This is a genomic window from Gemmatimonadaceae bacterium (assembly GCA_035533015.1).
Classification (GTDB): Bacteria; Gemmatimonadota; Gemmatimonadetes; order Gemmatimonadales; family Gemmatimonadaceae; genus JAGWRI01.
This window is the reverse complement of record DATLUQ010000046.1, coordinates 79,696-93,797: the sequence shown is the minus strand read 5'-3', so window position 1 is coordinate 93,797 and position 14,102 is coordinate 79,696. Positions and strand designations below refer to the sequence as shown.

The window sequence follows — 14,102 nt, the reverse complement described above, 5'->3', positions numbered from 1 at the left end:
GCGCGAAGTTCGACGCTCTTTGCCAGGAGTTCGTAGTTGCCGTGCCACTGCGCGAAATCGGCTCCGCCCATGAACGCCCCGTGCTTGGTGGTGCGCCCGTAGTAATGCCAGAGGTCGAACGCCACGAAGTCGATCGGCTGATCGAAGGGCGCCGCGGTGAGCAGGCCCTCCGCCTTCAGGCTGTCCATGAGCGCTAGGGATGCCGCCACCTTGGCATTGGTCGCCGCGACCACCGAATCGCCCTGGGCGTAGAAGCTCTTGACCTGCCCCGTGGCATGGCAGTTGCCGCACACCTCTTGCATCCGGGCGCGGGCCTGGGCGAAGTCGGGGCGAGGCTGCGACACCGCCTCGAACAGATACCACGACAGCCGTTCGGTGACGTCGTGCGTCACGTTCATCCCGCCGAGCCCGCTCATGTGGCAGGTCGCGCAGGTAGGCACCGACATGTCGGCGGTGGTGAGCTGTTTCGGCTTGGCGTCCAGGTTGAGCTGGTTGCGCCTGAGGGCGAACAGCACCCCGTGCTTCGACTCGCTGTAGATCTCGAGTTGCGAATGGTCGGGGCCCATGTGGCACTGCCCGCACGTAGTGGGCAGGCGGGCGAGTTCGACCGACGCCGAGTGCCGCGCGTGACAGACCGTGCACGAACCGATCGACCCGTCGGCATGCGGACGGCCGACGGCGTGACAGGTGGCGCACCCGGCGCTGATCGCCGCGGGCCCCTCCGACTGAACGAGGGCGTTGGGCGGCCGCTTGACGGCGCCGGGCTGGTACTTCTCGGCGTACGCCACCTGCTCCGCCGTGAACGGCGCCGATCCGTACACTGCGGCCCAGGCGGGGGCCGCGTGGCGGCTGCGCTCGAACTGCTTGTACTCCGCGTCGTGGCATGACGCACAATTGGCGGGCGTCACCGTGTCGGCGATGGTGAATCCGCGGTGCTCGATCGTGCCCTGACCCTTGACCGGACGGTGGCAATCGAGGCAGGTGACCCCCTGCTGGGCGTGGTGGCTGCGCCGGTACTCGACCACGATGCCGGAGGTCTCACGCGTATGGCATTCCGCGCATTTGCCACTCGCTTCCACGAGCTGGGCCGACGGCTGGAGCACTTCGACCGCAGGGCGCCGGGAGTTCACGATGAGGGCGGCAACGATGAGCGCCGTGCCGATCACTATCGCGATGAACACCGATCGGAAGGACGTGCGCATGGTTCTCTTCCTCGCGCCGCCCACTGTCGAGGCGGTGCACGGCGGGCTCGGGGTAATGGGGGGGTACCTGAACGGCCGGTCCTACTTGCCACACGTGCGTCGCCGATGCAGTGTCCACGTATGGTTGACAACAATACACCATTCGTCGCCCCCGCCGCATCCCTGCCCGCCAATCCGGTGAAAGCCGGCACGGCTACAGCGATGCAGGTGCTCGTGGGTCCCGACCGCGGGGCGCCCCATTTTGCGATGCGCCGCTTCATCATGGGCGCCGGTGGGGGCATGCCGCTCCACACCAACGAGGTGGAGCACGAGCAGTACGTGCTGCGCGGCCGGGCCCGGATCCGCATCGGCGATACCGTGCACGACGTGGGACCCGACTACACGCTGTACATCCCGGCCGGCGCGCCGCACAGCTACGAGGTGGTCGAGGCGCCGTTCGAGTTCCTGTGTGTTGTTCCTAACGGCCCCGACCAGATCCGGGTCGTCGATTCCTGTTGACGCCGGGCGACGACTCAGAATCTTCGGTACCGGCCGCCGGGATAGGGTCAGCAGGCCCCATTCCATGAAAGTCAGACCAGGCCGACCGGCCGCCGGACCCGCGTGTGGACTTGCGCGCTCTGTCGTAATTCGGACCGCGCTCTACCGTAATTCTCCGCCAACTCGCTGCGACTTCTATCGTAATTGTCCGTAACGTGCGGCGCGGCACGGTGTGCTGTTGCGCGCTCCCTCGTAATTCGGTTGCGCGCACTCTCGTGATTCTGTGCGAATTCTCTCGTAACCGCTCCCAAGTGCTTGTTCCGCGAGGGGTTGGACGATAGGGGCTGGTTGCCTGCGAGGAGCGGACGCTGTGAATCTGCTGCCCTTTCGGAGAAGTCCTGCCGAGCTCGCCGTCAGAGGTCGTGGCGTCAGGTCCGCGAACTTCTTGCTGGGAAGGCGGGCGGACCTCGGGCACATGTTCCGTCTCGATCTATTCGTCGGCCGCGCGGGTGGCAATTGCAGTGTCCGGTTCACCGGCACTTCCGATCATCTCCGCGCTACCCCACCACCGGCTGCGCTCGTACCCTAGGCGGCCCGCCCTTGGCGACCGCCCAGCCCTGCCGGCACGGGACGGGCCTGGCCGCCGCGGAAACCCGAGAATCCCCCAGCCTCAGATGTGGGAGGGTCAAGACAAGTTGTAGCCCTACAGGTGGTACGGATACGACGTATTGCCGCCATCACCGCCTCGGACCCCGATGCAGTCCGGCCGGGGCCAGCCGGCACCGTAGGGCCCAGCGCTTTCGCCGATTCCCCGGCGGGGGGCGCATGTTGGGCGAACGCGGGATGACGCTGAGGGAAACTCCGACTGCACTGCCCGGCGCACAGACTCTATCGTTGAATCATCGAAATATCCGACCGTCCGTCCGTCGCCCCGGCACTCCGAGATCCGTCGACCACCGTCATGCGCACCAACAACTTCGCGGTCTTCATCATCTTCTTCGGCCTGTCGCTGATAGAAGCGCTGCGCGTCCACTCGTGGGGCATGGCGTTGCTGTGGGCTGCCTTCGGCGTGTTCTTCCTGGCCGCCGACGTCCGCGAGCACCACGCGGAACACCACGACGAAGCGGCGCGGTAGCCGAAGCGGAGCACCGCAGGCACATCGAGGGGCACGCCGACGGTCGCGATGGTGGCGCAGCAGTTCTGCGTCCGCAGTCGGAGCATCGCCCCGCAGGACTTCGACCGCTGCATCTGTCGACGGATGCTCCCCCACGCCGACCGGCCCCCGCGCTGACGGCCGTCGGCGGCGCGAGCTCGGACCCGGCGGGAAGGCTCACAGACAATTACGAGAAGAGAGCGCTGGCGGGGGACTGAAACTACGAGTGAGCGTGCTTCTAGTTACGAAAGAGCTCGCCAACCGACAGTCCGTGGATTCGCACTTTCCATCGTAATTCAGTCGCGCGCTCCGTCGTAGTTTCTCGCGCTCTTTCTCGTAATTGAGGCGGCTCACGACATATCGTGAGCGGCGTCGGAAAGGGCTCGGCGCCGCTCCGATTGCGCGCCCCGGGGGCACATGCAACCTTTGAAGCGTCTTCTGCCCCTCACGGTCATGAAGGCACCTCCCGATGCCTCTGATCGGGCGCTCGCCCGGCAGTACTTGGACGGATCCGAGGCGGCGTTCCGACTGCTCTACCGTAGACACACGCCGCGGATGCGGGGTGTGGTGCTGCGATTACTCGGCCACAACGCCCACGAGGTGGACGACGTGGTGCAGGAGAGTTGGCTGCGCGCGTGCGCAGCGCTCGACCGGTTCCGTTGGGAATCGACTCTCTGCACCTGGCTGTGTGGCATCGGGGCGCACGCCGCGCTCGAGGTGCTGCGACGCAACGAGCGGTGGGCCGGTGACGCGGCGCTGGAGTTCGTCGCCGACGGGGCCCCGCCGCCGGGCGACGGCCTCGACGTGGCGAGGGCCCTGGACGCGCTGCCCCCACGGCAGCGCGCCGTCATGGTCCTACACGATCTTGAGGGATACACCCACGACGAGATCGCCGCGCTCATGGGAATTGTTCCCGGCACTTCGAAGAGTCAACTCACTCACGCGCGCCACGCGATGCGAAGCGCGCTCCGCTGAAGAGGATGAACCGCGATGGATGACGATGATCGACTCCCCCCGGAACTCATGACGCCCCTGGCGTCGCTCTCGTGGGAGAGCGCTGCGCCGCCCGGGGAAGAGGACCGCGCGGTGCGGGCGCTGCGCCGGCGCGGGCTGCTCCCGGCCCCGCGGTGGCAACGATACGCCGCATACGCCGCTGGCGTGGCCGCTGCCCTCGCGCTGTTCGTCGCCGGGAACATCACCGGAGCGTCCCGCGCACGCGCGCGAGTAGAGCAAGGCGACGCGGCCCGGGCGTGGCCGGCCCCGGTGTCCAACCTGCGCAGCGCCGAGCTGCGCGTGCAGCGCGCCGGCTCAGAGTATGTCGGCGCTCTGGTCCAGTTCGCGGCGCTCGCACGCGCCCATCCGGCCACCCCCGGGCTGGCCGCCGGGCGCGAATCGGCAGCGACCACTCTGTGCGCCGCGGCGGTGCAGCTCCCGCGGCTGTCATCCGCAGTGTCGGCGGAGTGGACCCCGTGCGATGACGAGGCGTCGGCGCCGACGCGGGCCGATGCAACGATCCACTGGTTCTGAGGCACCAAGAAGAGCATACCGGTCGACACATATACGCGTGGCGCGAACTCAGAGGCGGAGGCGATATGCGGCGGAATCGACGCGAAACGGTCCTGATCCTGGCGGTGATCGTCCTGGCAGCCCTGGCGTTCCCCGCCGGACGGGCGTGGGGGCAGGCGGTGTTCGGCGGCTCCGGCGGCAGCGGTCCGGATCTCGGGATCGGGCGCATGATCGCGCCGTACGCGATCGTGCATGCGGCCGACGACTGGATTCAACTCGGGGGTGAGCTCGAACTCCGAGACATCCGGCCGAACGGGCCGGCGGCGGGACAGGTGCGAGATGGCGACATGCTGGTCGCCGTGGACGGTGCGCTCATCACGACGCGCGAGGGAAGCGCGCATCTCTTCGACGCGCAGCGGGGCCACCCGCTCCGCTTGACGATTCGCCGTAGCGGGCGCGACCGAGAGGTCATCATCGTGCCGACGGGCGGGAAGTTGGCGAACGCGGAGTCACACGCATCGAAGCCCGCAGCAGCGGGGCCGCCCGCGCGGACTGGCGGGGCGCCCCGCGTCCACACGCCGGGGTGGCTCGGCGTCGGCCTGTCGTGCCAGTGCACGGTGCAATCGAGCCAGGACGGGGCGGATATCTGGTCTTTCGCCAAGGCGCCCGAGGTATTCGCGGTCCGCGCCGATGGCCCCGCGGCGCAGGCAGGCGTTCGCGCCGGGGATACCGTGGAGAGCATCGGCGGCATTCTGCTCACCACGCCCGAAGGCGGACGGCGGTGGAGCGCGATCGCGCCCGGTCAGTCGGTGCGACTTGGCATTCGGCGCGGCCAAACGAAGATCACCCTCGTTGTGCTCGCAGGCGAGCGCTGAGGGTCGGCATCCGCGCCGCGGCGGAGGGTGTGCCGCCACGCACGCGCCTCATTCCGGTGGGTTGCGACAGGAACGCACTCGGAGGCCCAGCCGCTTCGTGGTGCTCTCAAGGGTCGAATACGGCAGGCCCAGCAGGCGGGCGGCCCGACTTTGGCGCTGCCCCCGCGATCAATTGCCAGCACGAACTCGATCGATGTATCTGCGGAGCGCCGTATTGAGGCTAAGGTCGACGTCGCCGTCGGCGGACCGTCCCGTCCGGTCGTGCCCCCACGAAGTTACGAAACAACTCACCCGGGCTCGGGAGTGGGATTACGAGACAGCGCCCAGACAGTCACGAGAGAACTCGCAGGGTCACACTAACACCATGCCGTACAGCAAGTTACAGAGAATTATGATAGAGCGCGCAAGTCCACAAACTTGGGCGCATCATAACTTGCCCTGGCCCTACTGCACCGCGTTCACCATGTCGAAGATCGGCAGGTACATGGCCACCACCATGCCGCCCACGACCACGCCCAGGAACACGATCATCGCCGGCTCCATGAGGGCCAGCAGGTTGCTCACCGCCGCGTCCACTTCCTCGTCGTAGAAGTCCGCGATCTTCGACAGCATCTCGTCCAGACCGCCGGTCTGTTCGCCCACGTTGATCATGCTGATCACCATCGGCGGGAACACGTTGCTCTTCTTGAGCGGCGCGCTGATCGTCTCGCCGCCGGCGATGCTGGCCCGCGATTCCATGATCGCGTCCTGGATCACCCGGTTGCCGGCGGTCTTGGCCGTGATCTCGAGCCCGTCGAGAATGCTCACCCCCGAACCGATCAGCGTGCCGAGCGTACGCGTGAACCGCGACACGGCCGACTTGCGGAGCACATCGCCCAGCACCGGCGCCTGGAGCGCCATGCGGTCGATGGCCAGCTTGCCGTCGGGCGTGGCGTAATAGCGCTTGAACATCCAGCTCGCCGCGAACAGGCCCCCGCCCACCGCCCACCAGAAATTCTTGAGGAAGTTCGACAGGCCGATGACGATGCGCGTGGGCAGCGGCAGCGCGATGTTCACGCTCGAGAACATGTTCTGGAAGACGGGGATCACGAAGATCAGCAGCACCGCGATGGCCGTCGCCGCCACACTCATGATCACGGCCGGGTAGATCATCGCGCCCTTCACCTTGCGCACCAGGGCGTCGTTCTTTTCCATGAACACGGCCAGACGGAGCAGGATGGTGTCGAGAATACCACCCGCTTCACCGGCTGCCACCATGTTCACGTACAGCTCCGTGAATGCCTTGGGGTGCTTGCGCAGAGCGTCGGCTACCGTGTGGCCCGACTCCACGTCGAACACCACCTGGCGCGTCGTATCACGCAACGCCGGACTCTCGCTCTGCTGCGCCAGGATGTCCAGCGCCTGCACCAGCGGCAGTCCCGCGTTGATCATCGTCGAGAATTGTCGCGTGAAGATCACGATGTCGCGCATGCTGATCTTGCCCATGCGCTTCTTCTTGCTGGCGTTCTCGTCGATCTTGACCACGGTGAGCCGCTGCCGGCGGAGATTCGCGATCGCCTCGTCGCGGGTCGCCGCTTCCATCGTGTCGGTCTTCAGTTGGCCGTTGGCCGTACGCGCCGTGTACGAAAATGTGGACATGCCGCCTGTTGCCTCCGGTGATTACCGCCTCGTTCCCGTTATGCTCGGCGTGGGGGACCCCGGCCTCTTCTCGTCCGCCCCATCGAGTGCGACGCCGCACATGCGCGCCAACTCCACGGGATCGTGCGATGCTCTGATACAATCGTCGAATGACACCATCCGGGTCACGTACAGATTGTACAAGGCGTCGTTCATCGTCTGCATGCCGTACTTCTTGCCCGACTGCATCATCGAATAGATCTGATGGATCTTGTCGTCCCGGATGAGCGCCCGGATGGCCGGGGTCACGACCAGGATCTCCGCCGCCATCGCCCGCCCCTTGCCGCCCATCTTCGGGAGCAGGGTCTGCGTGATGATGCCCTCGAGCGAGAACGCCAGCTGCGCCCGCACCTGCGATTGCTGGTGCGACGGAAAGACGTCGATGATCCGGTTGATGGCCTCCGCCGCGCTGTTGGTGTGCAGCGTCGCGAACGCCAGGTGCCCCGTTTCCGCAATCGTCAGCCCGGCCTGGATGGTCTCCAGGTCGCGCATTTCTCCAATGAGGACGACGTCGGGGTCCTGACGCAACGCGTACTTGAGCGCCGCCCCGAAGCTCTTCGTGTCCGAACCCACCTCGCGCTGGTTGACGATGCACCCCTGGTGCCGGTGGATGAACTCGATCGGGTCCTCGATCGTGATGATGTGCCCTTTGATTTCCTTGTTGATCTTGTCGATCATCGCCGCCAGCGTGGTCGACTTGCCAGAGCCCGTGGGGCCCGTGACCAGAATCAGCCCACGCGGCTTGTCCGACAGGTCGCTGATGACCTTGGGCAGCCCCAGGTCCTGGAAGGTCTTGATGTCGAACGGAATCTGCCGGATGACCATCGACACGCAGCCGCGCTGCTTGAAGCAGTTGCCGCGGAACCGGGCCAGATTCTGGATGCCGAACGAGAAGTCCAGTTCGTCCTCCATCTCGAACCGCTTCTTCTGATTCTCCGTGAGCACCGAATACGCCAGCTGCATGGTGTCTTTCGGTTGCAGCACCGCCTCGATGCTCGAATCGATGATGTCACCATCAATGCGCATCTTGGGGCGCTCGCCCGCCGTGATGTGGAGGTCGGAAGCGCCGCGCTCGATCACTTCCTCGAGCAGTACGCGGAGATTCAGCGAAGATGGGGATGCGGGGGTCGTCATCGATCCTTGGGTTGGAGCGGCAGCGGGGGACGGTCGTATTCTGCGTTCTGGCGCCCAGGGTCCGTGGCCCCGCGTCGTCAGATGCTCGCGATGAACAGACGACTAGGGACGCCAGACGTCAGCAGATAGACGTCCGTTTGTTACGCCGAGGTCTCCCGGCACATCTGCTCGATCGTGGCGATGCCCTTCATCACCTTCATCCACGCATCCATGCGCAGGGTGAGCATGCCCTCCTCGATTGCCGCATCGCGGATCTCGGCAGCGCCCACGTTCATCATCACCAGCTTGCGGATGGCCGGTGTCATCGGCAGCACTTCGTATACGCCCTGGCGACCCTTGAGGCCGCTCCCACCGCACGTGTCGCATCCCACGCCCCGGAAGTACGCCAACTCGCCGAACGTCGTGTCCAGCGTCACATGGGCCAGATACGGCGCCGCCTCCTTGGTGGCCCGCAACCGCGCCGCGTCGATGGCGTAGTCGGTAAACCGCAACTCGCGCAACGTCGTCTTCCGCGTCACCTTCGCGATCGCCAGATCGTCGTCGCTCGGCGTGTATTTCTCCTTGCAGTTGGGGCAGATGCGCCGCAGCAGACGCTGCGCCAGCACCAGATTGAGCGCCGACGCCACGTTGAAGGGCTCGAGCCCCATATCCATGAGGCGCGTGACCGTTTCCGGCGCCGAATTGGTGTGGAGCGTGGAGAGCACCAGGTGGCCCGTGAGCGCCGCCTTGATGGCGATGCTGCCGGTCTCCAGATCGCGGATCTCACCCACCATGATGATGTTCGGGTCCTGGCGCAGGAATGCCCGCAGCGCCGCGGCGAACGTCATGCCCACCTCGTTGCGCACGAGCACCTGATTGACCCCGAACATGTTGTACTCCACGGGGTCCTCGGCGGTCATGATGTTCACGTCGATCGTGTTGATCTTGGAGATCGCCGAATAGAGCGTGGTCGTCTTGCCGGAGCCCGTGGGGCCGGTGACCAGCACCATGCCGTACGGATTCGTCACCGCTTCCATCAGATCCTTCTCGGCCTTGGGCTCGATGCCGAACTTCTCGAGGTCGAGCGTCAGGTTGCCCTTGTCGAGAATACGCAGCACGATCTTCTCGCCGAACAGCGTGGGGAGCGTGGACACACGGTAGTCGATGACCTTGTTCCCCATCTTCAGCTTGATGCGGCCATCCTGCGGCACGCGGCGCTCTGCGATGTTGAGCGACGCCATGATCTTGAACCGCGACACCAGTGCCGCCTGCATCTTCTTGGGCGGCTTCATCACCTCGCTGAGCGCACCGTCCACGCGGTAGCGCACGCGCAGCTCGTTCTCGAAACACTCGAAGTGGATATCCGACGCTCCCTTCTTCACGGCGTCGGAGAGGATGGCGTTGATGAGCTTCACCACCGGCGCGTCGTCCACGGCCGCTGCCAGAGCCGCCGCCGAAACCTCCTCCTCCCGGTCCTCCACCACCTCGACGTCCCCATCGAGCCCCATTCCCTCGATGTCGTCGAGCAACGAGGTCATCTGCAGGTCCGCGTCCTCGAAGATCTTATCCAGCGCGTTCTTGATCGTGAACTCACCCGCGATCACGGGGAAGATGTCATACCGCGTGATGAACTTGAGGTCTTCGAGGACACCAAGATTGGTCGGGTCGGCCATCGCCACGGTGAGCGTCCGCCCCTCGCGCTTGAGCGGCAGGACGAGATGCTTGAGCGCCAGATCGCCCGGGATCAGCTTGGCGATGCGCGGATCGACCTCGAACTTGGACAGATCCACCGCCGGCATTTTGAACTGCCGGGCGAGCACCTTGGTCAGTTCCGTTTCGTGGATGAATCCGAGTTTGACGAGGTTGTACCCCACCCGCGTGCCGTTCTGCCTCTGCTCCTGGAGCGCCCTGTCGAGTTGCTCTTTGGAGATCAGTCCTTCACGGAGGAGGATGTCGCCGATGCGTTCGCTGGAAGCGACGGGTGCGGCCATGGCGTTGGGGTCACGGGGTGAAGCGATTGGCAGGAAGCAGCGTCCCCATCACACACATTGATGGCGCGAACGCGGCAATCGGGAAGGTGCCCTACCGTAACCTCCCTGTCAAGAACGGCTTACGCCCACACGGCGCGACGGTTTTGTGCGCTAGCGCACGCCCGCCGTGAAGGCTTGGCCTGGTGTGGACTTACGGCCCCCGTCGGCCCCAGAACGACACGAGTGAATCGAGGCGAGCGGCGGTGGCGGGACCAATTCCTTTCACCCGCCGCAGCCGATCCATGGAGCCGAACGGGCCATTCGAGTCCCGGTATGCGACGATCCGAGCGGCCAACGCTGGACCGATTCCCGGTAGCCGCTGCAGCTCCACCACGGTCGCGCGATCGACGTCCAGCCGGTTGAAGGAACCCAGTGGCGGATCCGGTGGCAGCCCCACCGAACGCGCCCTCCCACCACGGGGACGGCGGGGAGCGCCGCCAGGCGGATTGGTGTCGCGCGACGCGGCGCGCCGGCGCCCGCGGCCCGGAGGTGAGGGCTGCCGGCGAGTCGAGTCGACGGCTGAGATCTGGGCGTCGAGCGCGCGACGCGCCGAGGCCGGGGGTGGCGGAATCTCGCGGGCCCGCACGACCCGCACGCCACCGCCGAGACAGGCGACGGCGCCAAGGAACAGCAGCGCTTTGCGTTCAGTGGCCGTTGGCATGGGGCGACGGTAACCCCGCCGGGCGTGGCCGACGGCACCCATTCCTCGCGGTCCGAAACAATCCCCCGCGCCGCCTGGTGCGCGCCGCCGGTCCGCGCGCCAATATTGGCAGTCGCCGTTACGTACCCGTGCGCTTCCGTTCCGCCAGCGCGCCCCCCACACCATCGAGAGCGATGATGACCAGTCGATCGATGCGCTACCTAGCCGCCGCGGCCGCGCTGAGCGTCGCGACGGCTGCTGCCGCCTCCGCCCAACAGGGCGACGCCGGCACGTTCGCCAGAGCGAACTTCGACACCACCTGCGCGCCGTGTACCGATTTTTATGAATACGCGAATGGCGGCTGGCTCAAGACCCACACGATTCCGCCGGACAAGACGAGTCTGGCGAGCTTCGGCATCCTCGCCGACAAGAACCAGGAGGTGGTCCATCAGATCGTGGTCGATGCGGCCAGCCTCGTCCGCAGCCGCGAGACCAAACCCGGCACCAACGACTGGAAGATCGGGACGTACTACATGGCGTGCATGGACACCGCGGCGATCGACCGGCGCGGCATGAAACCGCTGCAACCGGCGCTCGACGCGATCGACGCCGTGAAGACCACCGATGACGTGGTACGGGCCTTCGGGGTGCGCGATGCCGGCGGCGGTGGCCGCGGCGGCGGCGGACTGGCGCCCTTCTCGCTGGGGCCGGGGCCCGACCCGAAGAACGCCAACGACATCATCGTGGCCGCCACCCAGGGCGGGCTCGGGATGTCGTCCCGCGACGATTACCTCAACGACGACCCGCGCACGGTGAACATGCGCGGCGAATACGTGAACCACATGGCACGGTCGTTGGCCCTGATCGGAGAGAACGACCGGCAGGCCAGAGCCGACGCCGATGCCGTGCTCGCGGTGGAGACCGCGCTCGCCAGGGTACAGATCTCGCGGGTGGCGATGCGGGATCCGAATGCGACGTACCACAAGATGGACCTCGCCGAATTCCAGCAGATGACGCCGCGCATCGATTGGGCGCGGTACCTCGAACAGCAGGGAGCGAAGGGCGTGACTACGGTGAACGTGCGTACGCCGTCGTTCTTCGCGGCGCTCGATTCACTCCTCCCCGCGGTGTCGGTGAAGGACTGGAAGGCCTACCTGCGCTGGCACGCCACGAACAGCGCGATGGCCGCGCTCGGCGCGCCGTTCCGCGCCGAGGCGTTCCGGTGGGAACAGATTCAGACGGGCATCAAGGAACCGCCCCCGCGCTGGCGGGAGTGCGCGCAGTCCACCAACGGCGCGCTGGGGGAGGCGGTGGGCCAGGAGTACATCGCCCGCAACTTCTCGCCGGCGGCCAAGGCCCGCGCCGCCAAGATGGTCGACAATCTGGTGTCGGCGCTGCGCGAGCGGATCGAAGGGCTCGACTGGATGAGCGCCGCGACAAAGCAGCAGGCGGTCATCAAGCTCGACGCCTATCTGCGCAAGGTCGCCTACCCCGACCACTGGCGCAGCTACGCGTCGCTCGACATCAGGACCGGGGACTACTTCGGCAACCTGCGCACCGTGGCCGCTTGGAACTCGGCCCATAATTGGGACAAGGTCGGCAAGCCGCTCGACAAGAGCGAGTGGTCGATGATGCCGCCCACCGTCAACGCGTCGTACAGTCCGTCGCTGAACCAGATTCAGTTTCCGGCGGGCATTCTGCAGCCACCGTTCTTCGACCCCCGCGCCGACGACGCGGTGAACTACGGCGCGATCGGCGCCGTGATCGGACACGAGATGACGCACGGGTTCGACGATCAGGGACGCCAGTTCGACGCCCACGGCGACCTGCGCGATTGGTGGACGCCCGAGGACGCAGCCAAGTACAAGGTGGCCGCGCAGCGGGTGGTGGATCAGTTCAACGGCTACGCCGTGCTCGGTGGTGAGGCGCACGTCAACGGCCAGCTCACGCTGGGCGAGAACATCGCCGACCTGGGCGGACTGACGGTGGCCTACGCCGCGATGGAAAAGGCCCTCGGGAACACGCCGCGCACGAAGATCGACGGCTTCACGCCCGAGCAGCGCTTTTTCCTGGCCTGGGCGCAGATCTGGCGCGGATTGCAGCGCCCGCAAGCCGAGTTACAGCAGATCAAGACCAATCCCCATTCGCCGGGGAACTGGCGAGTGGATGGGCCGCTCAGCAACATGCCCGAGTTCAAGAAGGCCTGGGGCTGCAAGGACGGGGATGCGATGGTGAGGCCGGACAGCCTTCGCGCTGTGATATGGTAGCGGAAACGGCGGAGCGGTAACGGCAGGCGGCGAGTGGTCAGTCGACAACTCGCCGCCTGTCGTTCCATTCGGTTCTCGACGTTCGCCGTCAGTTCCCCGTCACCAACTTCACGGCCACATCCCCCACGATCTGGAGGCTCTGCGCCGAAACCTTGTCGGGCGTGTCCTCCAGTGTGTGGTGCCAACCCTGCGGCGTCATGGTGGTCTTGGGTCCGTAGTCATAGTCGATCACGTCGATCATGTGCAGCCCCTGGTCGAGGAACGGCACATGGTCGTCGATCAGGGTCTCGCCAGTCTGGTTCAGAAAATACTTGCTGTAGCCGAGCTTCCGGGCCGCGCCCCACACCAGCGAGACCACCTCGGGCGCGTCGGCCACCGAGTTGCCTTCCTGGTTGATGTTCAGATCCTTGTCACCGATCATGTCCCACAGCACGCCATAGAGCGGCAGGCTGTCCTTGGACATGTGGCGCGCGTAATACGTGGACCCGATGAGCACGTTGGGGTTGCTCGCCGTGTCGGAATACGTGTCGAAGTCGCCGTAGTCCTCGCCGTCCACGAATAGCAGGTCCACGCCCACCGTGGGCGGTGTTTTCTTGAGGGCCGCCGCCACCTGGAGCAGCAGCGCCACCCCCGACGCCCCGTCGTTGGCCCCCGGAATGGGTTTGTCGCGGTTGCCGAGCACCGGATCGTTCTCGGCGATCGGGCGCGTGTCCCAATGCGTGACGTAGAGCACGCGTTGCGATTTCTCGGGGGCGATGTGGCCGATGATGTTGCGCATCGGGACGGTGTCACCCTTGGGCGTGACGTGCATGAACCGCTGCTCGGTCACCGAATCACCGAGTTGCTTGAGCTGGGCGACGATCCAGTCGCCGGTCTTCTGCCATCCGGGCGAACCGGGCACGCGCGGGCCAAAGTCCACCTGCGTCTTGACCATGGCGTAGGCAGCGGCGCCATCGAACGCGGTCTTGGGACCGCGGAAGCGGTCGCATGACGAGAGGGCGAGGGTGGCCAGGCACGCCAGGACGAACATTCTTGGCACGGGATGGTCGACGAGGGTCAACGTTGAAGTCCGGGGAACGTAGGCAACATAAGGAGGGGACGGCCGGACCCGCCACGCGGTTCCGGCCCCGGCGCGCGTGAGCTGGCCGGGCCTCCGCAAGCC

At 66.1% G+C, this 14,102-nt stretch carries 11 protein-coding genes; 6 read left to right on the top strand and 5 right to left on the bottom strand.

Annotation, left to right across the window (positions count from 1 at the left end; genetic code table 11):
* Positions 1 to 1,202, bottom strand: a 1,202-nt coding sequence (locus VNF92_09115; protein ID HVA58038.1) for a multiheme c-type cytochrome, incomplete at its 3' end; no start/stop codon positions are given.
* A gap of 120 nt (positions 1,203 to 1,322) precedes the next feature.
* Between VNF92_09115 and VNF92_09110 the strand changes: the two genes are divergently transcribed.
* From VNF92_09110 to VNF92_09090, 5 genes are all read left to right on the top strand, one after another.
* Positions 1,323 to 1,700 (top strand): cupin domain-containing protein, encoded by a 378-nt coding sequence (locus VNF92_09110; GenBank protein ID HVA58037.1) that lies wholly within the window; start codon positions 1,323 to 1,325, stop codon positions 1,698 to 1,700.
* A 940-nt stretch (positions 1,701 to 2,640) separates the two neighbouring features.
* The gene (locus VNF92_09105; GenBank protein HVA58036.1) at positions 2,641 to 2,814 is read left to right on the top strand and encodes a hypothetical protein; all 174 of its coding nucleotides are present in this window, start codon (positions 2,641 to 2,643) and stop codon (positions 2,812 to 2,814) included.
* 444 nt (positions 2,815 to 3,258) lie between these two features.
* The gene (locus VNF92_09100) at positions 3,259 to 3,807 is read left to right on the top strand and encodes a sigma factor-like helix-turn-helix DNA-binding protein (protein HVA58035.1); all 549 of its coding nucleotides are present in this window, start codon (positions 3,259 to 3,261) and stop codon (positions 3,805 to 3,807) included.
* Between the two features lie 15 nt (positions 3,808 to 3,822).
* A complete protein-coding gene (locus VNF92_09095; GenBank protein ID HVA58034.1) occupies positions 3,823 to 4,359 on the top strand; it encodes a hypothetical protein in 537 nt (178 codons plus the stop codon).
* Between the two features lie 65 nt (positions 4,360 to 4,424).
* A complete protein-coding gene (locus VNF92_09090) occupies positions 4,425 to 5,213 on the top strand; it encodes a PDZ domain-containing protein (protein HVA58033.1) in 789 nt (262 codons plus the stop codon).
* A gap of 444 nt (positions 5,214 to 5,657) precedes the next feature.
* On the opposite strand, the gene VNF92_09085 is transcribed toward VNF92_09090, so the two are convergent.
* The 3 genes from VNF92_09085 to VNF92_09075 all read right to left on the bottom strand — a co-directional run bounded on the left by VNF92_09085 (position 5,658) and on the right by VNF92_09075 (position 9,994).
* Positions 5,658 to 6,851: a type II secretion system F family protein gene (locus VNF92_09085; protein ID HVA58032.1), complete on the bottom strand. Its 1,194-nt coding sequence runs from the start codon at positions 6,849 to 6,851 to the stop codon at positions 5,658 to 5,660.
* Positions 6,852 to 6,872: 21 nt separating this feature from the next.
* On the bottom strand, positions 6,873 to 8,024 hold the full coding sequence (locus VNF92_09080) for a type IV pilus twitching motility protein PilT (GenBank protein HVA58031.1): 1,152 nt from the start codon (positions 8,022 to 8,024) through the stop codon (positions 6,873 to 6,875).
* A 140-nt stretch (positions 8,025 to 8,164) separates the two neighbouring features.
* Positions 8,165 to 9,994 carry an ATPase, T2SS/T4P/T4SS family gene (locus tag VNF92_09075; protein ID HVA58030.1) on the bottom strand — a complete coding sequence of 610 codons (1,830 nt, stop codon included), beginning with the start codon at positions 9,992 to 9,994 and terminating at the stop codon, positions 8,165 to 8,167.
* A gap of 876 nt (positions 9,995 to 10,870) precedes the next feature.
* On the opposite strand from VNF92_09075, the gene VNF92_09070 reads away from it, so the two are divergent.
* Complete coding sequence (locus VNF92_09070; GenBank protein HVA58029.1) at positions 10,871 to 12,940, top strand: M13 family metallopeptidase; 2,070 nt, start codon at positions 10,871 to 10,873, stop codon at positions 12,938 to 12,940.
* Between the two features lie 88 nt (positions 12,941 to 13,028).
* Here the strand turns inward: VNF92_09070 and VNF92_09065 are convergent, their stop codons facing one another.
* Complete coding sequence (locus VNF92_09065) at positions 13,029 to 13,970, bottom strand: M28 family peptidase (GenBank protein HVA58028.1); 942 nt, start codon at positions 13,968 to 13,970, stop codon at positions 13,029 to 13,031.
* Positions 13,971 to 14,102 lie beyond the last annotated feature (132 nt).